Origin of the sequence: Nocardia terrae, assembly GCF_009760405.1 — a bacterium.
In the GTDB taxonomy this organism is placed as follows: Bacteria; Actinomycetota; Actinomycetes; order Mycobacteriales; family Mycobacteriaceae; genus Nocardia; species Nocardia terrae.
This window is the reverse complement of sequence record NZ_WRPP01000004.1, coordinates 274,475-298,807: the sequence shown is the minus strand read 5'-3', so window position 1 is coordinate 298,807 and position 24,333 is coordinate 274,475. Positions and strand designations below refer to the sequence as shown.

The window sequence follows — 24,333 nt, the reverse complement described above, 5'->3', positions numbered from 1 at the left end:
CTATCTTGTCAGGGCGAAAATCCGCAAGTCGCGGGCGGTGCGGTTGCGGTAGGCGGTGTACGCCTCGGTGGTCTCCTCGAAGCGTTCGAAGATCGCCTGCTTGCGGTCCTCGTCGGTGACGAGGGTGGCGGTGACCGGAATGCGCTCTCCGGCGATGGCGACCTCGGCGGCCGGGTTGGCGAGCAGGTTCCCCGTCCACGCGGGGTGGTGGGCCTGGCCGAAGTTGGAGCCGATGATGTAGAGCGTGTCGCCGTCGTGGACGTAGAGCAGCGGGGTGGTGCGCGGCTGGCCGGACTTGCGGCCGACGGTGGTGACCAGGATGACGGGCGCGCCGATCGGGCCGAGCACGGTGTACTTGCCGTCGGTGCGTTCGAGCACCTTGCGATCGAGCGGGGTCAGCTTGCGAATGACCAGGGAGCCGAGCTTGGTGGCGGCGAACGGACTCGCCAGTCGCGACAGGAAGTTGGTGCGGGAACCCCAGATCCGTTCCGGAAACTGCTCACTCATACCGCGACTGTAGTGGCCGCGACCGGCCGTGTGGGGGTCGGCGATGCGCTCGGGCCTTGCCCAGCGATCTATACACAGGAACTAATCAACTGTGTAGTCGGATTCGTGGGCGCATACTGGCCACACCCGATGAGTCCGGATCGGGAGGGGACATGAGTGTGGAACCGGCGATCGACTCGGGTGCGGTCGACGAGACCCGCTCCGTGCTGGCCTCCTCCATCGCACGCTTCACCGCCGCCTGGGACGCCGCGGGCGCACCGCCGCGCCTGGCCGAATTCCTGCCGCGCACAGCCGAAGTACGGCGCCTGGCCCTCATCGAGCTGATCAAGGTGGACCTGGAATACCGCTGGATCCGCTACGACTTCCCCAAGCGCCTGGCCGACTATCGCGCCGAATTCGACGAATTGCGGTCCGGCCCACTGCCTCCGGACCTGGCCTACGAGGAGTTCCACGCGTTGCGCCGGTCCGGCTTCGCCCTCGACGTGAGCTGCTATCCGACCGAGGCCGCCGCCACCGAATGGGCCGAGCGCGACTACCGCAGCACCCTCATCGCCCGGCCGCAGGCCCAGCACGCGTTGGAGGGCATCGAGGTCGGCGACCGGGTCGACGATTTCGACCTGCTGGTCGAGCTGGGCAGCGGCGCGTTCGCGCGGGTGTTCCTGGCCCGGCAGCGGTCCATGCAGCGGCTGGTGGCGGTGAAGATCTCGCAGAACCACGGCACCGAATCCGAGACCCTGGCCCAGCTCGACCACGAGCACATCGTGCGCGTCTTCGATCAGCGGCTGCTGGCCGAGCGGGAGCTGAAACTGCTGTACATGCAGTACCTTCCGGGCGGCACGCTGTCGAAGGTGCTGGCGCTGGTGCGATCCCGGCCGCCGGAGCGGCGGGACGGCGGGCTGCTGCTGGAGGCGGTGGACGCGGCCATGCGCGACAAGGGCGGCCTGATTCCCGGCGAATCGGCCACCCGCACCGCCATGCCGGAGCGCAGCTGGCCCGAAACCGTTGCCTGGCTGGGCAGCCGGCTGGCCCGCGCGCTCGACTACGCGGCCGACAACGGGGTGCTGCACCGCGATATCAAGCCCGCCAATGTGCTGCTCACCGCCGACGGCAGCCCGAAGCTGGCCGATTTCAACATCTCTTTCAGCCTGCACGTCGCGGGCACCAGTCCGCTCGCCTACTTCGGCGGGTCGCTGGCCTACATGTCGCCCGAGCAGCTGGCGGCCTGTCATCCCCAAATGTCGGAAACCGCCGAGAATCTCGACGGTCGCAGCGACATCTACGCGCTCGGGGTGGTGCTGTGGGAGCTGCTCACCGGCTCCCGGCCCTTCGACGACGAGAGCCGCGCGGGCGATTCGGAGTCCTCGCTCGAGCGCATGCTGCGCTTGCGCAGCCACGCGATCGAACCGCGCTACTTCGAGGAACTGCCGCCCGACTGCCCGCCCACCTTGCGCCGGGTACTGCTGAAATGCCTTGCCCCCGACCGCGAGGACCGCTGGCCCACGGGTGCGGCGCTGGCGCAGCAGCTGGAGCTGTGCCTGGATCAGCGCGCCCGCGATCTGGTCGATCCGCCCGAGAACAGCTGGCGCGCAAGGGTCGGACCGTGGTCGCTGCTGGCCTTGATCACCATGGCGAGCCTGCTCGGCGACCTGCTCGGCATGGCCTACGTCAACCTGCACAATCACGGGCTGTGGGCGCTGTGGTTCTCGGAGGGGGAGCTGTTCCGCTTACGCGTGCTCGGGAATGTGCTTGCGCTGATCACGACTCCGACGGCCATCGCGGTCACCAACTACCTGTGCCGCCGTGCCTTCATCGTGTGGCGCGGAGTGCGGCGCGGCCGGACCTACGATCCGGTGACCCTGTCCCGGGCCCGCCGCGACACCCTCGTCGACGGCGACCGGGTGGCTCTGCTGGCCTTCGCGTGGTGGGTGTTCGCCGCCGCGATCTCGGCCATCGGGCTGGTCGTGTACACCGGTCTGCCGCCCGGCCACATCGTGAATCTGATAGCGACGATGCTGGTTTCGGGTGCGATCTCGGTCGCCTACCCGTTCTTCGTGGTGACCTTCTTCGTCGTCCGCTGCTTCTATCCGCGCCTGCTCACCCACGGTGAGACGGCCCGCGACCGCGACGCGCTGCGAGCGTTGAGCCGCCGCTGCACCCGCTATCTCGCGGTGGCCGTGGCGATTCCGCTCGTCGGCGTCATCTCCAGCCTGGTATTCCTGAACGCCGAGGAGGTCTCTCTCGTCCTGGTTCCCATCTACGGACTCTGCGTGCTGGGCGTGCTGGGATTCCTCGGTGACTACTGGCTGTTCCGCCAAACCGAAGCGGACCTGCGGGCTTTCGAGCGCGCGGTCTCGAAATAGCCGGGGCCCTTCCGGAGAGCTCAGCCGCGTCCGTGGCGCTGTTCGTAGGCGGCGCGGTCGGCGGCTTCGCGGGCGCGGCGGTCGGCGTCGGCGAGCGCGGGATCGAGGCCGTGCTTGATGAGCCGGTTGCGCCGGAACACGTAGGTGAGTGCCGCGGTGAAGTAGATGAGCGGCAGGTACAACAGCGCCATCATCGCCGCGCCCATCCAGAGCGGGCCCGGGATCAGCAGGAACAGGCACAGCACCGGAATGATCGGGATCAGGATCCGCAGCAGATAGCGGCGGGTCGCGCCGGGACCGGTCAGATCGTTCAGCACCCAGTCCGACATCGACGCCGGGAGCGTCCGGCCGCAGATATAGCCGAGTCGCTGCAGCGGAGTCGGTGAGGTGCGTTCGGGCATGTGCCCAAGGATCCCGGGTGGGGGAGTGCGGATCAACCGCGGGGGGTCGGCGGCACTGACGACCCCGGACGCATCAGCCTTCCAATGCTCCTGGGGGTTCGGGGGCGAAGCCCCAGCCGCTGGGAGGTGGAGGCGTGAGTCCCCGAGAGTCGGGCTACGCGTTGGTGCGGGTGGTGTGGAAGGCCGAGACCTGGGTGACCAGGTGATGGGTCGAGCTCTTCACGGCGAGCTTCACGAACGGCTCGATGGTCTTGCCGAGGATCTTGCCCGCGAGGCCGCCGGGGACCCGGTAGTCCACGATGGCGTCGATGGTGCAGGACTCGTCGCCCTTGTCGTGGAACAGGAAGGTGGATTCGATCTCGAAGCCCTTGATGGACTTCACGCCGATGGCGTAGCCGGGCTCGTGCCGGACGATCTCGATGGTGGAGTGCAGGGTGATCGGGCCCAGCTGGATGGTGCCGTCGAAGGTGGCGCCCACGCCCTCGACCTGGTCGGTCAGCGGGGTGAAGGCGCTGATCTCATTGATGAACTTGGGCAGGTGCTGGTAGTCGTTGACGTAGGCGAAGGCCGATTCGGCCGAGGCGGCGCAGTCCGCGACGATCTTGACTTCGGTCATGCGCGCAACTGTAACGGGTTCTAGTTTTGCCTGCAGATCTTGTGATGCATGCCATCTATGAGGCGGCACACGCGGATTCGGGACGACCCGATCGACTCACGCGGTGATGGCCAGCGTTCCGGCCAGCCCGAAGACTAGCGCCATCACCAGCACTTCCACAATCGCACGGCGCAGCGAGGCGTCCGCGTTCATGCGATGATCGGCGACCTTGGGCACCCAGCTGCGCCGCCACCACCAGCCCAAGGCGACCAGGACACAGAGCAGGATCGTCTTCGCCAGCAGGATGCGCCCGTAGCCGGTCTCGACCAGCGGAGCCACCCCACCGATCCGGACCAGCCCGTTGATCACCCCGGTCACCAGCACCGTAACCACCAGCGGCAGCGCCCAATTCGAGTACCGGGGCAGCAGCGTCGCCCATTCGCCCCGGGTGCGCACGGTCAGCGCCAGCGCCAGCAGCAGCCCGAACCAGGCCGCGGCCGCCAGCGCGTGCACCGCCGCCAGCACCGAGCCCAGCGTCTGCTGCGACATGTGCCCGGTGATCGGCCGCAGGGCCAGCGTGACCGCGGTGAACACCAGCACCAGGTCGGCGGCGGCGCGATCCGGATTGCGAAAACCGAAGGCGCTGTAGATCGCGACCGCACCGCACCCGATGAGGATCGCGATGCCGATCTGCCCGCCACTCACCTGGGTGAGGAAGTCGCCGAACTGGGCGGCGCTCATCCGCTGCTCCGCGACCCCTTGCACCTCGGCGGCCTCCAGCACCAGCATGCCGAATTCCATTGCCGCCCAGACGGCGGCCAGCAGGGTGAGCAGCCGCCAGCGCGGTGTCAGCCGGTCCGACAGCCGGGGCAGCGCGGCCAGCCCGAGCACGCTCGCGCCCGCGCAGTCGGCCATGACCCGGATCGGCGCCTCGGCCTGCACCGGATCATTGCCCGCCAATATCCAGGCCAGCGCCGCACCGTCGAGCGCGACCGGGATGACCAGCAGCAGTAGCCATCTGGGTGAGCTGCTACCGCCGGTCGTCCCGCGCTCTCGGCGACGATCGGTGCGGTCGGGCCGATTCACTTGCGCTGCTTGCCTCTTCCACCGAACAGGGCGAAGGCCAGGCCGCCGCCGAACAGGACGATCGCGCCCACGACGAACACCCACAGCGGCACGCCGCCGCCGTCGGAGCCGCCGGACTTGGCATTGGCGTCGGCCTTGGGGCCGGGAGTTCCATTGCCCGCCTTGGTCAGGGTGAAGGTGCGCTTGCCGCTGACCGGGTGCCCGTCCGCGGAGGTCACGCGGTAGGCGATGGTGTACTCGCCGACCGGGCCGAGCTCACCGACCTCGACGCTGATCGTCGGCCCCTCCACCTTGGGCTGCCCCTTGGACCACAGGTTGCCGTCCGGCCCGGTGACCGTCATGGACGGGTAGGCGGGCTGCAGGTTCTCGTTGAAGGTGATGCTCACCGACGCCGGCGAGGCGTCGATCGACGAGCCGTTCTCCGGGCTGGAACCGATGGGTGCGGAGTGCGCGTCGGCGACACCGCCGCTCAGCAGCGCGAATCCGGCGACCAGCAGGCCGGTCACCAGGGCGGTCAGCAGTTTGCGGATCACGACCGACGTCCTCGGAGGACACTGCCCAGGCCCAGGGCCGCACCGAGTGCGCCCAGCGCCAGGCCGACGCCGCCGAGCCAGCGGGCGGTGTTGTCGGTGCCGCCCTTGTCGCTCTTGGCGTCCGCGGCGGCGGGGGCGTCGTCATCGCCGCCGTTGCTCTTGGCCAGGGTGAGCTCGGGCGCGGGGTGCTCGGGTTCGCTGCCGTCCGCGTTCATCGGCTGGTTCCATTCGACGACCTTGCCGTCGCTGTAGGTCTGGGTCGCGTTGAAGCTGACCTTCTCCTGCTTGGGCAGCGGGCCCACCGAGACCGCGAAGCGCTGGAACTGGCCGGGGGCCACACCGGGGTTACCCGGGTTGGCGGTCCAGGTGACCGAGACGATGTCGCCCTGGGCGTTCTTCTCGACGCTGGAGGTCCAGCCCGCCATCGCCTCGGTGCGGGCGCTCTTCAGATTCGGCAGCGCCACCGAGACTTTGGTGGTCGAGGCGGCGTCGGACTCGTCCGGCACCCGGAAGGTGGCGACGGTGTAGCCGCCCTGGCTCGCGCCGGGGGCGTCCACGGCGACGTGTGCGGAGGCGACGCCGGTGCCGACCAGCAGCAGCCCGGACGCGGCCGCGGACGTGACGAGGGCACGCGAAAGAGAGGTGTTCATGAAAGGGGATTGCCTTCTCTGACAATGGTTACGGGGGAGTTAGGGGCAGGGGTTACGCCGTAACCGGTGGCGCGCGCGGTCCGATCGCGCCCAGTGCGAGAAGGGTTTTCGGGGTCGAGGTCGAGCGCGGCCGGCGCGGGAGCGCGCCGCAGACCGGAAGTCCCGCCGGTCGGGTGAGCACCACCCGGACCGCGTGCGAGATCAGTTCGTAGAGCCGCTCGACGATCAGGATCAGCCCGGCACAGCCCAGGGCGGCCACCGCGTGCGCGATCGCCATCGGGCCGTGACCGGCGAATTCCATTGCGTGCGCGGGATGTCCGTGCTGCACCAGCCCGCTCAGCGCGATGTGGCACAGCGGCTGGCCCAGCAGCATGAGAGCGGGCAGCGTGGCGCGCGGGCGGAGGGCGGCGGCCAGCGCGCCGAGCGCGGCCGTCACCAGTACCAGCAGCATCACGCCCGAGGACTCGGGATAGCCGCCGCCCGCGAACCCGTGCGCGCCGACCGCCAGGGTCGCCATGGCGACACCTGCCAGTCCGCCGCGCACCGAGCTCATGGGGTACTCAGTTCACGCCGAGACGGGCGAGCACGTCGGCCTCGAGACCGGAGAGCTCGTTCGAGATGGAGGCGTGCACGGCGCGGCGGCGCTGCACCGGCATCTGGGCCGCGGTGCGGGTGGCCGCGGACAGGCTGTCGAGGCGGTCGCGGCTCGCGGCCACGAACTTCCCGGTCTCGGCGTCGGAGTTCTTCTTCTCGATCTCCGAGAGCGTGGTCTCGGCGCTGGCGATGCGCGCCTGCAGCTTCGCGCCCGGACCGGAGAACTCGCCGAGCTGATCGAGTCCGACACCCAGTTGCTGCGCGCGGCGGGTGTCGAGCTGCCCGCGCACGAAGGTCGCGCCGCGGTAGGCCAGCGGCGCCAGCACCGGCACCAGGATGCGCGCCACGCCCAGGTACTTCTTGACCGAGGCCGTGCTGAACACATCCCGCTCGGCGCGGGCGGCGATCTTGTTCGCCGCCTTCTCCTCGGCCTGCAGCTTGGCGATCTCGGCCTTGGCGACCTGCTTCTGCGTGCGCACCTCGGCGCGGTTCTTCTTGCGCTCGTTGCGCGCGCCGAGCTTGGCCTCCATACCGGCCTTGTGCTTGAGGGCTTTCGCCTCGGCGCGGCGGCTCACCTTCTTCTTGCGCTTGCCGAACAACCCCATAAATGGCCTCCGTCATGCTGGTTCGCCATGGCAGCACAGGGCCGGGGGTTTGCCTGTCCGCCCATGAAACACAGTTTGCGAATCACCCTAACGGGTGGGCTCGCGGAGCAGTGAGCGCCCGGCGGTTTTGGTGCCACATCGTGGCGCGCCCAAGTGATGAGACGGGGCGGGCCGACGCCCCTGTCAGAGGTTCGGGCCATACTGACTGGCGTGTATTCGGGCATCGGTGACCATGGCGAGCGGGCTGCGTTTCTCGACGCGCGTTCGCTGATCGGATGTCGGCACCGGCTTCATCTGGACGCCACCCATCCGGGCGTGTTGACCGGTGTAGCCGAGGACGCCGGCGTGCAGCAGCGGCGGGAAGCCGCGGCGGCGCATCGATTGCATGTGCGGGACACGCTGGTTGGGGCCGCGCCCGAACGCTGGACGGTCATCGATCCGAAACAGCCCGCGACCCAGCGGGCCGCGGCCACCGTGGCCGCCATGGAGGCCGGGGCCGAACGCATCTGGGGCGGGCTGCTTCCGCAGGAGGCCGACACCGGCCGCCGCGGCGGGTGCGAAATCCTTTGGCGCGACACCGATCGCGGCGGGTACATCCCGGTCATCGTGGTGAACCACAAGGTGACCGATCCGCGCCAGCCCGACCCGGCCGACTACCACCCGACGACCAGCGACCTCTTCGACTGGAATCCGAAGCCGGACAAGCACGTCCGGACCCGCCCGCAGCCGCGCGACCAGCAGCGCCTGGCGCATCTCTACCGCATGTTGCAGCGGCACGGCCTGGCCGGCCCGGCGCTGGTGGGCGGCGCGATCGGCTACCACTTCGACCGCGTCCTGGTGCACGATCTCGGTCCGATCCTGGACGACTACGACGTCCGCTACGCCGACCGTATCGCGGTGGTGCGCGGTGAACTCCCCACGGTCCCTTCGAAAGTCCCCGAGTGCCGGCAGTGCCCGTGGTGGAGCCGGGCGCCCGAGGAGGGCGGCCGCAGCTGTGAGCAGTGGCTGGCCGAGCATCGCGACGTGAGCCTGGTGGCCCCGGGTTCGCGCGCGGAGACCTTGCGCCGCCACGGTGTCGAGACCATCGACGATCTGGCCGCCTGGAGCGGCGACGAACCCGACGACTGGCAGTACGAGCCCTTCACCGAGACCGTGGTCACCGCCCGCGCGTGGGCCACCGGCGCGCCCCTGGTCCGCCGGGTCGACCGGGTGCGCGTCACCCGCGCGGATGTCGAGGTGGACGTGGACCTGGAGAGCTTCCAGGAGCACGGCGCCTACCTGTGGGGCACCCTGCTCGACGGCGTCTACCGCCCCTTCGTCACCTGGGATCCGCTGCCCACCGAGGACGAGGGCCGTTCCTTCGCCGAGTTCTGGACCTGGCTCATGGAGATCCGCGCCCAGGCCGCCGCCGACGGCAAATCCTTTGCCGCCTATTGCTATTCCCGCACCGCCGAGGACAAGTGGCTCTACGAGTCGGCCCGCCGTTTCGCGGGCCGCCCCGGCATCCCCACCGAGCGCCAGGTGCAGCAGTTCGTGGACGGCCCACAGTGGGTGGACATGTTCCAGGCGGTGTCGGAGCAGTTCATCTGCCCGAACGGCAAGGGCCTCAAGAAGATCGCGCCGGTCGCCGGATTCCATTGGCGTGACGCGGAAGCGGGCGGCGAGGCGTCCATGGCCTGGTACCGCCTGGCCGTCGCCTACGACGGCGGCGAGCCGGACCTGTCCCAGCGCACCCGCATCCTGGAATACAACGAGGACGACGTGCAGGCCACGAAGGTCTTGCGGGACTGGATGACCGATCGGGCCGACGCCGAGGTTCCGGGCATCGCCGACTTCGCCCGTCGTAATATCGCGTCGTGACCGAACACATCGAACACCTGGAGTTTCAGGCCGAGACCCATCAGCTGCTGGAGCTGATGATTCACTCGGTGTATTCGAACAAGGACACCTTCCTGCGGGAGTTGGTCTCCAATGCCTCCGACGCGCTGGACAAGCTGCGTCTGGAGACCTACCGCGACAAGGACCTGCAAGCCGACACCTCCGATCTGCACATCGAGCTCGAGGTCGACCGCGACAACCGCGTGCTCACCGTGCGGGACAACGGCATCGGCATGTCGCGGGCCGAGGTCGTGGACCTGATCGGCACGCTGGCCAAGTCGGGTACCGCCGCGCTGCGCAAGCAGCTGCTGGAGGCCAAACCGGACGACCAGCAGGCCGAGGAGCTGATCGGCCAGTTCGGCATCGGCTTCTACTCGACGTTCATGGTGGCCGACAAGGTCACCCTGACCACCCGTAAGGCGGGCGAGCCCACCGGCACCCGCTGGGAATCCGAGGCGGGCAGTCCCACCTATTCGATCGAGGAACTCGACGACGCCCCGCAGGGCACCTCGGTGTCGCTGCACCTCAAGCCTTCCGACGACGAGGACCACCTCTTCGACTACACGCAGGAGTGGAAGCTCCGCGAAATCGTCAAGAAGTACTCGGATTTCATCGCCTGGCCCATCCGCATGGATGTCGAGCGCACCGTCATGGACGGCGAGGGCGAGGACAAGACCGAGAAGACCCTGGTCGAGACCCAGACGCTGAATTCGCAGAAGGCGCTGTGGACCCGCCCGCGCTCGGAGGTCTCCGACGAGGAGTACACCGAGTTCTACAAGCACGTCTCGCACGCCTGGGACGATCCGCTCGAGATCATCCCCATGAAGGCCGAGGGCACCTTCGAATACCAGGCGCTGCTGTTCATTCCGTCGCACGCGCCGTTCGACCTGTTCACCCGTGAGCACAAGCGCGGCGTCCAGCTGTACGTGCGCCGGGTGTTCATCATGGACAACTGCGAAGAGCTGATGCCCGAGTATCTGCGCTTCGTCAAGGGCGTGGTGGACGCGCAGGACCTGTCGCTCAATGTCTCTCGCGAGATCCTGCAGCAGGACCGCCAGATCCAGATGATCCGCAAGCGCCTGGTGCGCAAGGTGCTGTCCACGGTCAAGGACCTGCGCAACGCCGAGGACAAGACCAAGTACTGGGAGTTCTGGAAGGAATTCGGCCGGGTCCTCAAGGAGGGCCTGCTGTCCGACCCGGACAACCGCGAAACCATCCTGGGCGTCTCGGCTTTCGCGTCCACGCATTCGGAGACCGAGCAGACCTCGCTGGCCGAGTACGTCGAGCGGATGCCGGAGTCCCAGTCGGCCATCTACTACATGACCGGCGAGACCCGTCAGCAGATCGAGAACTCCCCGCACATCGAGGCGTTCAAGGCCAAGGGCCTCGAGGTGCTGGTGCTGACCGACCCGGTCGACGAGATGTGGGTCGGCGCGGTCACCGAGTTCGAGGGCAAGCCCATCGTCTCCATCGCCAAGGGCGAGGTGGACCTGGAGTCCGAGGACGAGAAGAAGGAGTCCGAGGCGCTGCGCGAGCAGCAGACCAAGGACTTCTCCGATGTCCTGGGCTGGCTGCAGGGCGTGCTCGACGCGGACGTGAAGGAGGTGCGCCTGACCAACCGGCTCACCACCTCCCCGGCTTGCATCGTGGGTGATGTGTTCGATTTCACTCCGATGCTCGAGCGCATGTACCGCGCCTCCGGTCAGGAGCTGCCGCACAGCAAGCGCATCCTCGAACTGAACCCGACGCACGCGCTCGTCACCGGTCTGCGCGACGCGTACGCGGCGGTCAAGGACGACGCCGAGAAGCCCGAGGCGCTGACCGAGACCGCCGAATTGCTCTACGGCACGGCCGTTCTGGCCGAGGGCGGCGAGCTGAAGGATCCCGCGCACTTCGCGCGAATCCTGGCCGACCGCCTGACCCGCACGCTCTGAGATTCGGGCTCCGATCGGGCTCCTGCGGCAAAACCGCAGGAGCCCGACCTATAGCAAGCGGGAATCGGTCATAGCGTTTTGTCGCAAATGTGACGATCCACATCTCGCGGCGATTTCGGGAACTCCTCGCGGACGCGTACGTTGTACGTCTTGGTCGTAAGTTTTTCGTGTTCGTGTTCAACATGCTCGCGCGGAACATTGTGCGGGCGTCGCTTCACCTTGCTGAGCAAGTTGTAAGCCGCCTTCTGATCGACCCCGGGTGTCGCGACCGTGACGCCCACGCAACAAAAGAAACACCTCGTCAGGAGAAGGTAATGGTTCAGGGCACCGTCAAGTGGTTCAACGCGGAGAAGGGCTACGGCTTCATCGCCCGCGAAGACGGCCCCGACGTTTTCGTCCACTACTCGGAGATCGAGGGCAACGGCTACAAGCAGCTCGAAGAGGGCCAGTCGGTCTCCTTCGAGATCACCGAGGGCAAGAAGGGCCCGCAGGCCGCGGCCGTCCGTCCTCACTGAGGTCTTGTAGCGGCTCTCGCGCCGTCAAAGCCTAAGTAACAGGGCCCGCACCGAAAGGTGCGGGCCCTGTTGTCTTTTGGGGGTCCGAAGGCGTCCCGGGACCCCTGAGGTGCGGGTCCCGTCGTCTATCGGGGGTCCGGGGGCAACGCCCCCGGCTTCCCTTGTGGGGGTTTGGGGGGTGAAACCCCAAGACCCAGCGTCAGCGCGGAGCCATGCGGAGAGCGCCGTCCATGCGGATGGTCTCGCCGTTCAGGTAGTCGTGCTCGGTGATGTACTGGGCCAGCTGCGCGTACTCGTCCGGGCGGCCCAGGCGCGACGGGAACGGGATTCCGGCTTCGAGGCTCTTGCGGTACTCCTCCGTGACGTGGGCGAGCATCGGGGTGTCGACGGTGCCGGGGGCGATGGTGTTCACGCGAATGCCGAACTGCGCCAGGTCGCGCGCGGCCGGAACGGTCATGCCCGTGACGCCGCCCTTGGAGGCGGAGTAGGCGATCTGGCCGATCTGGCCCTCGAACGCCGCGACCGACGCGGTGTTGATGATGACGCCGCGCTGGCCGTACTCGTCGACCGGCTCGGTCTTGGCGATCGCGTCGGCGGCCAGGCGCATGACATTGAAGGAGCCCAGCAGGTTCACGGTGATCACCGTGCGGAACAGCTCGAGGTCGTGCGGGCCGTTCTTGGACAGGATGCGTCCCGCCCAGCCGACGCCCGCGCAGTTGACGACGATGCGCAGCGGCACACCGGATTCCACGACCTTGGCGACCGCGGCGGCCACCTCGTCACCGCTGGTGACGTCGGTCGGGATGAGGGTGACACCGGCGGGGACGCTGTCGCCCGCGCGCTCGATGGACTGAGCCAGATCCAGGCCGAACACGGTCGCGCCCAGGTCGGCGAAGCGCTTGGCGGTGGCCGCACCCAGACCGGACGCACCTCCGGTGACAATGGCGGCGGAGCCCGAAATCTCCACGGTGATTGGTCCTCTCGACTGTGGACGGCCCTCTCACTGGCCCTCCGTCAATAGGCACGATAGCGGGGGCGGGCGCGTGCCCTGCGAGGGGTTGCTCGCAAGATTTGCGAACACGGGTGTTCGTCTAAGTGGTAGTTTCGCATACATGAATGCCAGCGCGGCCGGTCATCGCCGCGGATTTCGACGTTCGGCCCCGCGCGTGGCCGGCAAACGCATCCTGATCACCGGCGCGGCCCGGGGGATCGGTGCCGCCCTGGCCCGGCAGCTGCACCACCACGGGGCGCGCGTCGCCCTGCTCGGCATCGAGGAGACGTTGCTGGCCCAGGTCGCGGCCGACTGCGGTGACGCGCCCTGGCGCTACTGCGATATCGGCGATCCGGCCCAGGTGCAGCGGGTGGTCAATTCCCTCACCGCCGAACTGGGCGGCCTGGACGCCGTCGTGTGCAATGCCGGTATCGCCCGGCAACTCTCGCTGCTCAGCGGTGACCCCACCGTCCTGGAGGAGACCCTCACGGTCAATGTCCTCGGCGTCTACTACACGCTGCGCGCCGCCGGGCCCCACCTCGCGCACCGCGACGGTTACGTCCTGCTCATCTCCTCGCTGGCCGCCGCGATCCACCTACCCCTGGCCGGGGCCTACAGCGCCTCCAAGGCGGCCGTGGAGGCGCTCGGCGACACCCTGCGCATCGAATTGCGCCACACCGGGGCCCGGGTCGGCATGGCCTACTTCGCCGAACTCGACACCGAGATGACCAGCCGCGGTTTCGGCACCGAGGCGGCCCGCAGCATCCTGGGCCGTTCCACGGTGTCCGGCATCGCGCCGCTGGGTCCGGCCATCGACGCCTGTGAACGGGCCCTGGCCCGCCGCTCCCGCCGCATCGTCTCGCCCTACTGGGTGAGCATGGTGCTGTGGTGTCGCCCGCTGGCTCAGCTCCTGGTCGACTACTCGCTGCGCGGCGGCGTCGCGGGCGGATTGGAGATCGCGCGCACCGAACCGACCGGCTTCACCACCGAACAACCGGCCCGACCCCGCAGAATGAGAAAGCTCGCCTGAACGCACCGGCCAATGGAGTCCCGCCTATGCCCGCAACCCGCCAACTGCCCCGCGGCCGCCACGGCCTCCCCCGGGAGACCGTCGTCGCCGCGCAGCGCGACCGCATCCTGCTCGCCATGGCCGAGGCGATGACCGAGAACGGTTATGTGGGAACGCCGGTCGCCGCGGTCATCAAACGGGCCGGCGTCTCCCGCGAGACCTTCTACGAGCAATTCCGTTCCAAGGAGGACTGTTTCGAGGCCGCCTACGAGCGTGCGGTGGAGCTCATGCTGACCGGAGTCCTCGCGGCGACGGGCGCGGAATTCGACGGCGAGACCCGCACGGAACGGATGGGCCGCCTGCTGGGCGCGTACCTGGAGGCGCTGGCCGGCCAACCCGCTTACGCCCGTTTGTTTCTCGTCGAGGTCTACGCCGTCGGCCCGGAGGCCATCGCCCGCCGCACCCAGCTGCAGGAGACCTTCGTGGCCATGGTCGCCGATGTGCTCGGCGCGGACACCGAGTCCCAGCGCTTCGCGTGCCAGACCCTGGTCGCGGCGCTGAGCGCCATGGTCACCGCGCGCATCGCGGTCGGCGACCTGGACGGGCTGCGCGAATTGCGGGAGCCGCTACTGGACCTCGTGCGGCGTAGCGGAGAACTGTTCGGCGACACCGTGCTCGGCGACTGAGGGTTCCGCGCCGCGGCGGCTCAGCAGGACCAAGATGCCGCCCGCCAGCGCGGGCAGCGCCAGCGCCAGCACCGCGCCCACCGGGGTGCCCAGGCCGTGGGCGAAGGTCTCCAGCAGCGTCAGCGCGCCGAAGTACAGGAACAACAGGCCCGAGCAGACCGCGATGGTCCGCTCCGGAATGTGCTTGCCGATGGTGACGCCGATCAGGATGGCCAGCCCGCCCGCGGCCACCATGCCCGCCACCGAGCCGATCCACACCGCGACCCAGCCGTTCTTGGTGGCCAGGGCCATGGTGGCGAACATGGTCCGGTCGCCGAGCTCGGCCAGCAGGAACGCCGACACCACGACCAGGAACGCATTGCGCGACTTGGGCTGCGACACAACCTCTTCGGTCTCGCCCGTCGAGTTCGACGGCAGGGTCTCGCGCAGGGTCCAGAGTCCGACGCCGAGGAGGGTGGCCGCGGCGAACACGGAGATGACGCCGGTCGGCAGGGCCGCGCCGAGGAAATGGCCGACGCCGACGGCGATCAGGTTCACCAGAATGCTGGCGACCGTGATGCCGGACAGCACCACCCACCAGCGGTAACGCAGCGCGAACGTCAAGGCCATGAGTTGCGATTTATCGCCCAGTTCGGCGAGGAAGAGCACGCCGAAGCTCAGCAATATCGTGGCGATCATGAAGGTCTGCTCCCAGGTCTCCGGCCTGTCGGCTGAATGCGGACGCTTCAGCCGACACCGCACCGGTCAATCGGTTTGGTTTTCATCGGCCGAAGGTCTCGCCCACCGGATTCGATCCGGTTCACGCGCCGGACCCGGGAAGGATCAGTATGTCGACGGCGTGATTGGGGGCTACTCCCCTTCGCTCAAGGCCATGCTACTCCGGCAAACCGGGCGCGTGCAAACGACTGTCGCCCAAATCGCAATGCGCGCAATAAGTTTGGCGATGCTGCCGGAAGGTTTCGGGTACCCTTACGCGGCCAGCAGCATGGCCAGAACCGCGGTGTCGGGATCGCTGATCGGATTCACGCCCACTCGCGAAACCATCGAGGTCACCGTGCCGTCGCTGTCGGTTTCCACCCAGGCCGCCCGATGTTCCAGTCCTAGGTGCGGCAGGCCCGGCAGCAGCAGGCACCCGGAGGCCGCGCCCGCGCACTCGGGCAGCGAGGGCCGCGTCTCGCGCGGCGGGTGCAGCATGATCAACGCCGGTGGCACATGTCCGGCAAACATGCCCGGCTGCAACCCTTCGGTGCCGAGCACCGTGCCCTCGGCGATCACCAGGCCCACCATCGCCGGATCCGGATCCTCGGGCAGCTCCTCGCGCGCCCCGAACACCGTCGAGGTCGGCAACAGTCCCGGCAGTCCGGCCACCCGCACCGCGAGCACCAGCACCTGCGCCCATTCCTTGGTGGAATCCGGCCATCGGCCGGAGATCACGAAACCCTGCAGCGAGCCGCGCGCATGGAACGGCATGACGCCGATCTGATCACTCATGATGTGCCTCCCGAACCCTCCAGGGGGCGGCTGTGCCCAATGTTGCCAGTGTGAACACCAGGTTGTACCCGAATAGAACTGGCACACAAGTACCAAAGAGTGCTAGCACCCGGCCTCTCGAAATGCGAAAGACCCGCGAACCGAGTGGTCCACGGGTCTTTCGAATAACCGGAGATCGGGTGTACGAAACCCCGACTCGGGCAATCAGCCGAAGATCAGGCCCTTACCCTGGGCGACGGCCTTGGTGTAGCGCTCCTGGATTTCGGCCCAGTTCACGACGTTCCAGAACGCCTTGACGTAGTCCGCCTTGACGTTCTTGTACTGCAGGTAGAAGGCGTGCTCCCACATGTCCAGGCCGAGCAGCGGGATGATGCCGAGCGGCACGTTGCCCTGCTGGTCGGTCAGCTGGAAGGTGAGCAGCTTGTTGCCCAGGGTGTCGTAGCCCAGCCACGCCCAGCCCGAGCCCTGCAGGCCGTTGGCGGCCGCCGAGAATTGCGCGACGAACTTGTCGAAGGAGCCGAACTCCTCGTCGATGGCCGAGCCCAGATCGCCGACCGGCTTGTCGCCGCCGTCCTTGGACAGGCTCTTCCACCAGATGGAGTGGTTCACGTGGCCGCCGAGGTGGAACGCGAGGTTCTTCTCGTTCAGGAAGATGGCGGCGTGGTCGTCCTTGGCACGCGCCTCCTCCAGCTTCTCGAGGGCCGCATTGACACCGGCGACGTAGGCCGCGTGGTGCTTGGTGTGGTGGATCTCGTTGATCTGCCCGGAGATGAAGGGCTCCAGGGCGCTGTAGTCGTAATCAAGTTCAGGCAGCGTGTAAACAGCCACGATGTCCCTTTCGTGTCGGGGCCGTGTGCCCCCGGAATGGTTCCGAGGCGCACCCAACCATCATTCGTACACCCGCTCGTCTGCAACCGGGCTGCGTGCCCCCACATTCCGGCCGATGTATATCTTTCCCAACCTTTGGAATCCGAGCGATCGCAACATCGCCGCCGGTCTCGCCCGGTCCCGTAGCATCGAGTCATGTCGTGGTACGACGAGTTCGTTGGGCGTTTGCGACTACCGGAACCGACCATGGTGACAGCCGAGCAAGCGCTGCCGGGTCGTTCCGAACCGCTGGTCGTTCCGGACAAGCACTACCTCAACGGCCATCCGTTGAAACCGCCCTTCCCGCCGGAAATGCGGCTCGCGGTGGTGGCCATGGGCTGCTTCTGGGGTGCCGAGCAGGGGTATTGGCAGCTCGACGGCGTGTACAGCACCGCGGTCGGCTACGCCGGCGGATTCACCCCCAATCCGACCTACGAGGAAACCTGCTCGGGGCGAACCGGACACACCGAATCCGTGCTCGTGGTGTTCGATCCGCGGGTGATCGACTTCGCCGGAATTCTCGAACAATTCTGGGAGAACCACGACCCAACGCAGGGCATGCGACAGGGCAACGACCGCGGCACCCAATATCGCTCGGCCGTGTTCACCTTCGACGATGAGCAGTTCAAGGTGGCCGAGGAGACCCGCGGGATCTATCAGGAACGGTTGACGGCGGCCGGATTCGGCGAGATCACCACCGAGATCGCCCCGCTGCCCGACCTTTCCGCCTTCTTCTACGCCGAGGGCTATCACCAGCAGTACCTGGCCAAGAATCCCGGCGGCTACTGCCCCGACCACGGCACCGGTGTGAGCTACTGAGCCGCCTCCCCGGGCCTTCAGCGGGCGGCTGGGGAGCCGTCGGGACTCATGCACCCGTGCCGGCGGTGGGCTGCCGAACCAATTCTGGGCGTTCCCGGTGAGTTACCCCCACCTCACGAGATCAGTTGGCACCGTCGTGGTTTGGGGACCAAGGCCCCCAAACCTCTTGGGTCGCCTCAGAGGGGCGGAACGACGTCCGGTCGCTGAGTGCGCGGGTCGCCCGCGTCATGGGCCTGCCACCAGCGGACGCCGCCGTCGATGAACTGCTGCAACGGAATCGGGGTGCCCTGCTTGTCGGTGACCTCGACGCCGTCGAACCAGATGCGCAGGTCGAGCTCGCGCGGGTCGATGCCCTCTTCCTGCGAGAACTCCATCATGTGCTCACCGGGGGTGTCGCGCAGTTCGGTGTCGAAGCTGAGCAGCTTCTTCCACTGGCTCCAGGAGCTGTCGCTCAGATCGAGGAAGTCCCAGCCGTGCAGTGCGCCGCCGCCGAAGCTGTTGACGGCGTCGTGCAGGCCGTCGAGGGTGAGGGGGAGCACAACGGGCTCGAGGTCGTCCCAGCGCTGGCGGCGCAGCGAGCAGGCGACCCGGCTGACCCCGGTGAGGGTCAGGTAGATATCGCAGTCCGCGGGCGGTGGTCCGTCCTCGGGCAGGGTCAGCACGTCGAGTTCCAGCCGTAGCGTGGCGTTCTCCGTGTCGACGTCGATGCCGAGGCAGGTTGCCTCCGACAGCGCGAGGTTGAGTCCCTTGATGTCCAGGCCGTCGAGTAGCCCCCTGCTCACAGTCATAGCGCCAGGCTACCGATCTTGCCTGGCCCGGCCCAGGATTTCCGTTTTTCGGTAGTGTTGTCGTTTTTTTCCGATCCGAACGGAACCATGGGCTCACCTGGGGCGTCAGACTGAATGGGGCCTTCTGGGACAGGCCCTCAGGTCGGCCGCTCCGGAACGGGGGAGGGGACTTCCGGATCGGTCGACCGGAGCGGACTCGGACTATTCGGTCGGCTGTCAACCTGTGGATCAGGTTGTGGATTATGTGGATAACTCCTGAAACCGACCGTGCGCAGGTACGGAACTCCACAGCCCTCGCGCGCGCGTGGCAGGATCGAAACCGTGACGAACTCCCACGTGCCCTCGGTGCCGATCGACGCGGTGCCTGCGGAATTCGATGCCGTCGACGGCTGGGGTTCGGCCGCGCCCGCGCCCGCCCAGCTCCTCGACGTCCGTGAGGACGACGAATGGCAGCTCGGCCGCGCGCCCGGCGCCGTCCATATCCCCATGACCGATGTGCCCGCCCGGCTCGACGAACTGGATATCGACGCCGAGATCTACGTGATCTGCCGGCAGGGCGGCCGGTCCATCGCGGTGGTCGAGTACCTGAACCAGATCGGCTACGAGGCCGTCAATGTCTCGGGTGGCATGGTGGCCTGGCAGCAGACCGGGCGGCCGCTCGCCGGTGACGGTCCCGAGGCGAAGATCTACTAGGCGCGGAGAGGTGGAGCGATGAACGGGGGACAGGTGGGCCGATCGCGATCCGCCGTCGTACAGCCGTGCGCCCGCTGCGGCGCGCGCTGGGCGGTACAGGGCAAACCACTGCACTGGTGCCCGCGCTGCCACGGCGTGCTGCTCTCGCCCGCTCCCGTGGACGCGCCCGCGGATCGCCGCAACTATCGCTGGGTGGCGCGCCCGCCGGGCCGGAAATCGCCTGCCGCGCAGCCCGTCCGGCGACCCGCGGCGGAGACGCCGCGCTACCGCCAGATTCCGCAATGGGGCCTGCACGATCGGCCGCCCGCCGAGGCGGCCGCCCCGCGCCGGCCGCTGGCCGCGCTGACCGAGCGGGTCGGCACGCTGCTGCTGACGACCGTCGGGCTGTTCGTGCTGACCGCCCTCACCGAACTGGGCCGGTACGGGATCCTGTTGCGCAACCGCACCCGGCTGATCCAGCCCTGGCTGCTGTGGATTTCCGATGCGGCCGTGACCGTTTCCTCGATCGTCGCGATGCTGCTGGCGCTGGCTGCGGCGGTGGCGCTGGTCGGCTGGCTCACCGAGACCCGTCGCGCCGCGTACGCCGAATTGGGCCAGGCCGATCCGCGCACGCTGCGCTCCCTGGTGCTGGGTTGTGTGGTCCCGGTGGTGAATCTGGTGTGGCCCGGGGTGTATCTGACCGAGACCGCCCGCCTGCGGATCGCCGCCGGCGCGGATTCGCGGCTGCTGCGGGCGGTCCGGATCTGGTGGGGCGCTTGGCTGCTGAACGCGGTGCTGGTGCTGGTGGCAATGCTCTACCGCTTCGCGAAGTCGCTGCAGGTGCAGGCCGACGGGGTGCTGGTGAGCATGTGGACGGACCTGGTCGCGGCGGCCGTGGCGGTCGCTTCGCTGGGCCTGGTCCGCGCGTTCGCGGGACTGGATCTGCGGGGTCGTCCGAAGCCGCTGCGGCGCTGGGTGATCGCCACCGGGCCGGCCCGCCCGGTGATCGAACCGGTGCGGCCGGGCGCGGCCGATTCCGCCGGGCGCGCGCCGGTCGCCGCCGTCGGGAATGATGAGGTCACCGCGCCCGAGACGGAATCCGAGGCAGTGGAACCGGATTCCGGCGGGTCGCCGGAGGCAGAGCAACAGGAGGTATTGGCGAAGTGAGCCGGGCCAGTCGTGCGCCGTTCGTGGTAGCGCACCGGGGGGCGTCGGGGACTCGACCCGAACACACGCTCGCCGCTTACGATCTCGCCCTGCAGGAGGGTGCGGACGGTGTCGAATGCGATATCCGCCTGACCCGTGACGGGCATCTGGTCTGCGTGCACGACCGCACCGTGGAGCGCACCTCGAACGGGACGGGCGCGGTCAGCGAGATGACCCTGGAGGAGCTGAAGGCGTTGAACTTCGGCACCGAGTCCGAGCCCGAGGGCGTGCTCACCCTGTCCGAACTCATCGAGCTGGTGCTGGACTGGAAGAGCCGTCCCACCAAGCTCTTCATCGAGACCAAGCATCCGGTCCGGTACGGCGCGCTGGTGGAGACCACGCTGCTGACCGAGCTCAACCGCTACGGCATCGGCGCGCCCGCCTCGGCGGATCACGCGCGGGCCGTGGTCATCTCCTTCGCCGCCACCGCCGTCTGGCGCATCCGCCGCGCGGCCCCGCTGCTACCCACGGTGCTGCTGGGCGAGTCCTCGCTCTACCTCTCCGGCGGCGCGGCGCACACGGTCGGCGCGACGGCGATCGGCCCTTCGGTCCGGACCCTGCGCGAGCACCCCGACCTGGTCGACAAGGCCGCCGCCGCGGGCCGCGCCACCTACGTCTGGACCTGCGACGATCCCGAGGACGTCCAGCTCTGCGCCGACCTGGGCGTGGACTGGGTCGCCACCAACCACCCGGCCCGCACCAAAGCCGTACTCACCACTGCCTGAATTCGCAGACTTCGTGCCGGACCCTCCACCCGCCGATCCACTTCGGGGACGGATCACCAGGCGGTTTGCGGCGCGTCTCGTTCTGGACTGAGCGGAGCGGGGGAGCGAAGCGGAGAAGCGGAGGGAGGGAAGAACGAGACTTGCAGCGCCGCAAACCCGCCCGGAGCGAAGCGGAGGGCATCAAACACAGTAGGTTTTCCTCTCATGGGTAAGAGCAAGCGCAATAGTCCCAAGCCGGACAGCAATCGCGCGGAGAAGCTGGCCGCCCGCCGCGCCGCGCAGGAGGCGGCGGCGTCGGCCGTGACCCGGCCCTTCGAAGGCCTGGCCGCCGAGTGCGATCTGGTCGCGCTGCGGGAGTTCGTGCCGTCGGCGACCGCCACGCTGAAGCTGTCGCCGAATGTCGCCGCCGAGCGGGCGGTCACCCTCGCCACGGTGCTGCCGGGCGCGGTCGCCGCGCTGGTCCGCGCCGGTGACGAGCCGGTCGGTTTCGTCGGCACGCAGGTGCAGTTCCAGTCGGGCGATCCCGCCGCGGATCTGGCCGCCGCCATCCTGTGGACGCAGGCCGCCGAGCCGGGCGAGTCGCTCAATGCCGCGGACGCGGCCGGCGCGCCGCGCCTCACGGAGGTGCTGGACCCGGGTGCGGCCCTGGACCTGACCGTGCACCAGGACTTCAACTGGTGGGTGCCCGAGGGCGTCACCCCGGACCCGCAGGTGGCCGCCACCATCGAGCAGGCGAATCAGGCGATCATGCCGTCGGCCCGCCTGGAGCTGGGCGCGGACGCGATCGGCGCGGCCTGGTGGGTGGACGCCGGTGAGAAGGCGCACGTGCGCTGGGTGCGGCCCGAGGACGAGGATCAGCTCATGCTGGCGCTGGCGCGCCTGCACGCGGCCGGTGATCTGCACCTGGGCGAGGGTTCGCGTTTCGCGGGCTCGTTCCGCACGCACGGGCTGCTGGTCCCGGTCTTCGACCTGGATCGGGAGATGCACGCGAGCGAATGGGAAGCCCCCGCACGCGAATTCGGCGCGAAATTGGCCGCCGCTCTGAAGGTCGACGCTCCGCTGACCTCCGACGAGCGTCGTTCCCGCGACGGCCTGCGGTCGCGCCAGGTCACCCTGCGCTGACCGCGAGCCGAACGAATTACGGTTCTTCTCGGCGGAAGATATTGAAAGAATATATATTTCGCGCCGAATGACCGAGCGCATGCGACAGGCCCGATCCCGTGCAGGGATCGGGCCTGTCGTGAAATCCACCAGGGTGGGCCGAATTGCCTCGGCCCGAGCGCATTACAGCGCTCCGCGGGGTATTTAGAGCGCGCCGCCAGCGGTGTGCGGAGCACCCGAGGCATCCGACGGGCCGCTCATCTCCCGCAGTACGTAATTCTCGAGATCGAACAGGTTGGAGCTGGCCCGATCGGCCACGGTGAGCAGCTTCCGCATGGTCGCCACTTCCTCCACCTGCTCCTTGAGGAACCACTGCATGAACTGCTCGCCCTGGTAGTCGCCCTCTTCACGGGCGGTCTTGGCGAGCTGGACGATCTGCTCGGTCACCGTCTGCTCCTGCGCGAGGGCCAGGGCGATGGGCTCCTTGGCATTCGCGAATTTCGAAGTGGCGGCCTCGATCCCGGGCATCTCGACGGCGCTGTCCTGATCCATCAGGTACTGCGCGATCATCATCGCGTGATTGCGTTCCTCGACGGCCTGCTTGTAGAAATACTTCGCGAGGACAGGAAGATCGGCATGGTCGAACCACGTCGCGATTGCGATGTACTGGTGTTCGGCGCTGAATTCGTTGCGGATCTGATCCTGCAGCAGGGCGTGGAACTTGCTCGTCTTGGCTTGGGTTCGGGTGGACATGCGGATGAGATTAATCTCGGCAATTTGGCGTGTCATCCAAGTCAAGCCTTATTGAGCACAACCTAATTGAGGCAAGTATTGCCTAAATTCGACTAGCTCCCGACGGTGGTGATCAAGTCGGAGGGCACCTGCTGATCCTTGGCCAGCGCGTCGAAGAACGCACTCGCTTTCGTCTTGTCCCAGAGCAGCACATTTCCGCTGCCCGCGACATCCTCGAACCCGCCCACCGGCACGGTGGTGGTGATCGGATCGTCGGTCAGCGCATTGCCGAGGGACGCCAGGTTCCAGATGTGCGCGCCGTTGTCGACCTTCAGCGCGGCGGTCAGGTCGCTCACCAGCGGCCAGGACCGGAACGGGTTGGCCAGCGTGGCCGGACTGCTCGCCTTCTTCAGCAAGGCGTTCAAGAACTTTCGCTGATTGAGCATGCGGTCCAGGTCCGCGCGCGGGGTGGCGCGCGAGCGCACGAAGCCCAGGGCCTCGGGACCGTTGAGCTTCTGGCAGCCCGCGGGCAGGTTGATCCCGGCCAGCGGATCGTTCATCGGGGCGTCCAGGCACATGTCGATGCCGCCGACCGCGTCGACCATGTTCGCGAAGCCGCCGAAGCCGATCTGCATGTAATGGTCGATGTGCAGTCCGGTCGCGCCCTCGACGGTCTTGACCAGCAGTTGCGCCCCGCCGGCGGCGAAGGACGCGTTGATCTTGTCCTTGCCGACGCCGGGAATGCTGACATAGGAGTCGCGCGGGATGCTGACCAGCGTGGGCCGCCCCGACTTGGGGATGTGCACCAGCATGACGGTGTCGGTGCGCTCGCCCTCGACATCGGAGGAGTCGCCGGTGGACAGCTGCTGTTCCTGCTCCTTGCTCAGTCCCGAGCGGCTGTCGGATCCGACCAGAAGCCAGTTCGTCCCGGGCGTGTCGCCGACCCGCCCCTGGTAGTTCGCGAGCGCATCGATTCGAGTGAGGTGGGTGTCGACATAGATCGCCGCCGCGACCGGTATCAGCAGCAGCACGACCAGCAGCGACAGGATCCAGCGGAACCAGTGCCGTTTCTTGCGCGGCCGGGAGCCGCGCGGCGGGCGGTCGCCGCCGCCGCGGCGCTTGCCCGGAGGCAGCGGTGGCGGGGGCGTGCGGGGCGGTTCGTCGCGGAAGGGTTCGGGCCGCTGGGTGGGCGCATATCCCATCGGGCTGCCCGCGGGTTCCCGGCCCGGGCCTCGATTGCCCGGTGGCGGAACCCGATTGCCCCGCGGCGGGACTCGATCGGCCGCAGGCCGATTCGGTGGCGCCGGTGCACGATTCGGCGGCACCTGCGAATACGCCAGGGCCTGGCCGGATTCATCGCGTCGGATCACCTGGGTTGGTTCTATCCGGGGCCCGTCGCCGTTAACGGGTCGGCCCTCTCCGGGCGATCGGTGAGACGAAGGTCTCTGTGATTGCCCGGGATTCGCCATAGGTCGTTGCGGTCGCGCCGGGGGCTCGCCCGGGCGTCCCGGCGGCGGCTCCCGGCGCATCCTTGCAAAGTGCTGGGGGTCGTCGCCGTTCATCACCAGAAACAGTACCGACCGCAGCG

General features: G+C 68.1%; 26 protein-coding genes. 11 read left to right on the top strand and 15 right to left on the bottom strand.

The features are described from left to right. Positions 1 to 507: a nitroreductase family deazaflavin-dependent oxidoreductase gene (locus GPX89_RS21525; protein WP_157389428.1), complete on the bottom strand. Its 507-nt coding sequence runs from the start codon at positions 505 to 507 to the stop codon at positions 1 to 3. Positions 508 to 659: 152 nt separating this feature from the next. On the opposite strand from GPX89_RS21525, the gene GPX89_RS21520 reads away from it, so the two are divergent. Continuing rightward, positions 660 to 2,867: a serine/threonine-protein kinase gene (locus GPX89_RS21520; protein ID WP_157389427.1), complete on the top strand. Its 2,208-nt coding sequence runs from the start codon at positions 660 to 662 to the stop codon at positions 2,865 to 2,867. Between the two features lie 20 nt (positions 2,868 to 2,887). On the opposite strand, the gene GPX89_RS21515 is transcribed toward GPX89_RS21520, so the two are convergent. The 7 genes from GPX89_RS21515 to GPX89_RS21485 all read right to left on the bottom strand — a co-directional run bounded on the left by GPX89_RS21515 (position 2,888) and on the right by GPX89_RS21485 (position 7,331). Further along, entirely contained in the window at positions 2,888 to 3,268 is a 381-nt protein-coding gene (locus GPX89_RS21515) for a DUF5313 family protein (RefSeq protein ID WP_157389426.1), read from the bottom strand. Positions 3,269 to 3,422: 154 nt separating this feature from the next. Further along, positions 3,423 to 3,884: an SRPBCC family protein gene (locus GPX89_RS21510; protein ID WP_157389425.1), complete on the bottom strand. Its 462-nt coding sequence runs from the start codon at positions 3,882 to 3,884 to the stop codon at positions 3,423 to 3,425. A gap of 96 nt (positions 3,885 to 3,980) precedes the next feature. Then, the gene (locus GPX89_RS21505; protein WP_328602139.1) at positions 3,981 to 4,949 is read right to left on the bottom strand and encodes a copper resistance D family protein; all 969 of its coding nucleotides are present in this window, start codon (positions 4,947 to 4,949) and stop codon (positions 3,981 to 3,983) included. Next, positions 4,946 to 5,482, bottom strand: coding sequence for a copper resistance CopC family protein (locus tag GPX89_RS21500; protein WP_328602138.1), 537 nt, complete (start codon positions 5,480 to 5,482; stop codon positions 4,946 to 4,948). Before GPX89_RS21500 ends, GPX89_RS21505 begins: the two co-directional genes overlap by 4 nt. Then, the gene (locus tag GPX89_RS21495) at positions 5,479 to 6,132 is read right to left on the bottom strand and encodes a YcnI family copper-binding membrane protein (protein ID WP_157389424.1); all 654 of its coding nucleotides are present in this window, start codon (positions 6,130 to 6,132) and stop codon (positions 5,479 to 5,481) included. Before GPX89_RS21495 ends, GPX89_RS21500 begins: the two co-directional genes overlap by 4 nt. Positions 6,133 to 6,184: 52 nt before the next feature. Further along, positions 6,185 to 6,685: a hypothetical protein gene (locus GPX89_RS21490; protein ID WP_157389423.1), complete on the bottom strand. Its 501-nt coding sequence runs from the start codon at positions 6,683 to 6,685 to the stop codon at positions 6,185 to 6,187. Positions 6,686 to 6,692: 7 nt separating this feature from the next. Then, a complete protein-coding gene (locus GPX89_RS21485; RefSeq protein ID WP_157389422.1) occupies positions 6,693 to 7,331 on the bottom strand; it encodes a DUF6474 family protein in 639 nt (212 codons plus the stop codon). A 156-nt stretch (positions 7,332 to 7,487) separates the two neighbouring features. Here GPX89_RS21485 and GPX89_RS21480 point away from each other — a divergent pair, with 156 nt between their 5' ends. The 3 genes from GPX89_RS21480 (at position 7,488) to GPX89_RS21470 (ending at position 11,658) form a co-directional block, all read left to right on the top strand. Beyond that, complete coding sequence (locus GPX89_RS21480; protein WP_157389421.1) at positions 7,488 to 9,191, top strand: TM0106 family RecB-like putative nuclease; 1,704 nt, start codon at positions 7,488 to 7,490, stop codon at positions 9,189 to 9,191. Then, positions 9,188 to 11,143: a molecular chaperone HtpG gene (gene htpG, locus GPX89_RS21475; protein ID WP_328602136.1), complete on the top strand. Its 1,956-nt coding sequence runs from the start codon at positions 9,188 to 9,190 to the stop codon at positions 11,141 to 11,143. The genes GPX89_RS21480 and htpG overlap by 4 nt, the downstream gene beginning before the upstream one ends. A gap of 314 nt (positions 11,144 to 11,457) precedes the next feature. Then, positions 11,458 to 11,658, top strand: coding sequence for a cold-shock protein (locus GPX89_RS21470; RefSeq protein WP_157389420.1), 201 nt, complete (start codon positions 11,458 to 11,460; stop codon positions 11,656 to 11,658). Positions 11,659 to 11,857: 199 nt separating this feature from the next. On the opposite strand, the gene GPX89_RS21465 is transcribed toward GPX89_RS21470, so the two are convergent. Then, positions 11,858 to 12,625: an SDR family NAD(P)-dependent oxidoreductase gene (locus tag GPX89_RS21465; RefSeq protein ID WP_328602135.1), complete on the bottom strand. Its 768-nt coding sequence runs from the start codon at positions 12,623 to 12,625 to the stop codon at positions 11,858 to 11,860. A 145-nt stretch (positions 12,626 to 12,770) separates the two neighbouring features. On the opposite strand from GPX89_RS21465, the gene GPX89_RS21460 reads away from it, so the two are divergent. Further along, on the top strand, positions 12,771 to 13,679 hold the full coding sequence (locus GPX89_RS21460) for an SDR family NAD(P)-dependent oxidoreductase (RefSeq protein WP_157389419.1): 909 nt from the start codon (positions 12,771 to 12,773) through the stop codon (positions 13,677 to 13,679). 26 nt (positions 13,680 to 13,705) lie between these two features. Further along, entirely contained in the window at positions 13,706 to 14,344 is a 639-nt protein-coding gene (locus GPX89_RS21455; RefSeq protein WP_157389418.1) for a TetR/AcrR family transcriptional regulator, read from the top strand. Here the strand turns inward: GPX89_RS21455 and GPX89_RS21450 are convergent. From GPX89_RS21450 to GPX89_RS21440, 3 genes are all read right to left on the bottom strand, one after another. Continuing rightward, complete coding sequence (locus tag GPX89_RS21450; protein WP_157389417.1) at positions 14,285 to 15,022, bottom strand: TMEM165/GDT1 family protein; 738 nt, start codon at positions 15,020 to 15,022, stop codon at positions 14,285 to 14,287. The two genes, GPX89_RS21455 and GPX89_RS21450, sit on opposite strands and share 60 nt — an antisense overlap. 291 nt (positions 15,023 to 15,313) lie before the next feature. After that, complete coding sequence (locus GPX89_RS21445; RefSeq protein ID WP_157389416.1) at positions 15,314 to 15,835, bottom strand: peptidase; 522 nt, start codon at positions 15,833 to 15,835, stop codon at positions 15,314 to 15,316. Positions 15,836 to 16,039: 204 nt separating this feature from the next. Further along, positions 16,040 to 16,663: a superoxide dismutase gene (locus GPX89_RS21440; protein WP_328602134.1), complete on the bottom strand. Its 624-nt coding sequence runs from the start codon at positions 16,661 to 16,663 to the stop codon at positions 16,040 to 16,042. A 195-nt stretch (positions 16,664 to 16,858) separates the two neighbouring features. On the opposite strand from GPX89_RS21440, the gene msrA reads away from it, so the two are divergent. Further along, positions 16,859 to 17,521 carry a peptide-methionine (S)-S-oxide reductase MsrA gene (gene msrA / locus GPX89_RS21435; protein ID WP_157389414.1) on the top strand — a complete coding sequence of 221 codons (663 nt, stop codon included), beginning with the start codon at positions 16,859 to 16,861 and terminating at the stop codon, positions 17,519 to 17,521. A 176-nt stretch (positions 17,522 to 17,697) separates the two neighbouring features. On the opposite strand, the gene GPX89_RS21430 is transcribed toward msrA, so the two are convergent. Continuing rightward, positions 17,698 to 18,309 (bottom strand): hypothetical protein, encoded by a 612-nt coding sequence (locus tag GPX89_RS21430; RefSeq protein ID WP_157389413.1) that lies wholly within the window; start codon positions 18,307 to 18,309, stop codon positions 17,698 to 17,700. 321 nt (positions 18,310 to 18,630) lie between these two features. Here GPX89_RS21430 and GPX89_RS21425 point away from each other — a divergent pair, with 321 nt between their 5' ends. The 4 genes from GPX89_RS21425 to GPX89_RS21410 all read left to right on the top strand — a co-directional run bounded on the left by GPX89_RS21425 (position 18,631) and on the right by GPX89_RS21410 (position 22,034). After that, positions 18,631 to 19,002: a rhodanese-like domain-containing protein gene (locus tag GPX89_RS21425; protein WP_328602133.1), complete on the top strand. Its 372-nt coding sequence runs from the start codon at positions 18,631 to 18,633 to the stop codon at positions 19,000 to 19,002. Positions 19,003 to 19,020: 18 nt separating this feature from the next. Next, a complete protein-coding gene (locus GPX89_RS21420; protein ID WP_157389412.1) occupies positions 19,021 to 20,148 on the top strand; it encodes a DUF4328 domain-containing protein in 1,128 nt (375 codons plus the stop codon). Further along, positions 20,145 to 20,912, top strand: a complete 768-nt coding sequence (locus GPX89_RS21415; RefSeq protein WP_328602132.1) for a glycerophosphodiester phosphodiesterase — start codon at positions 20,145 to 20,147, stop codon at positions 20,910 to 20,912. The genes GPX89_RS21420 and GPX89_RS21415 overlap by 4 nt, the downstream gene beginning before the upstream one ends. A 204-nt stretch (positions 20,913 to 21,116) precedes the next feature. After that, entirely contained in the window at positions 21,117 to 22,034 is a 918-nt protein-coding gene (locus tag GPX89_RS21410) for a DUF5926 family protein (RefSeq protein ID WP_157389411.1), read from the top strand. A gap of 183 nt (positions 22,035 to 22,217) precedes the next feature. Here the strand turns inward: GPX89_RS21410 and GPX89_RS21405 are convergent, their stop codons facing one another. Continuing rightward, complete coding sequence (locus GPX89_RS21405) at positions 22,218 to 22,766, bottom strand: ferritin (RefSeq protein WP_157389848.1); 549 nt, start codon at positions 22,764 to 22,766, stop codon at positions 22,218 to 22,220. Between the two features lie 92 nt (positions 22,767 to 22,858). Then, the gene (locus GPX89_RS21400) at positions 22,859 to 24,307 is read right to left on the bottom strand and encodes an LCP family protein (protein ID WP_157389410.1); all 1,449 of its coding nucleotides are present in this window, start codon (positions 24,305 to 24,307) and stop codon (positions 22,859 to 22,861) included. Between the last annotated feature and the right edge of the window lie 26 nt (positions 24,308 to 24,333).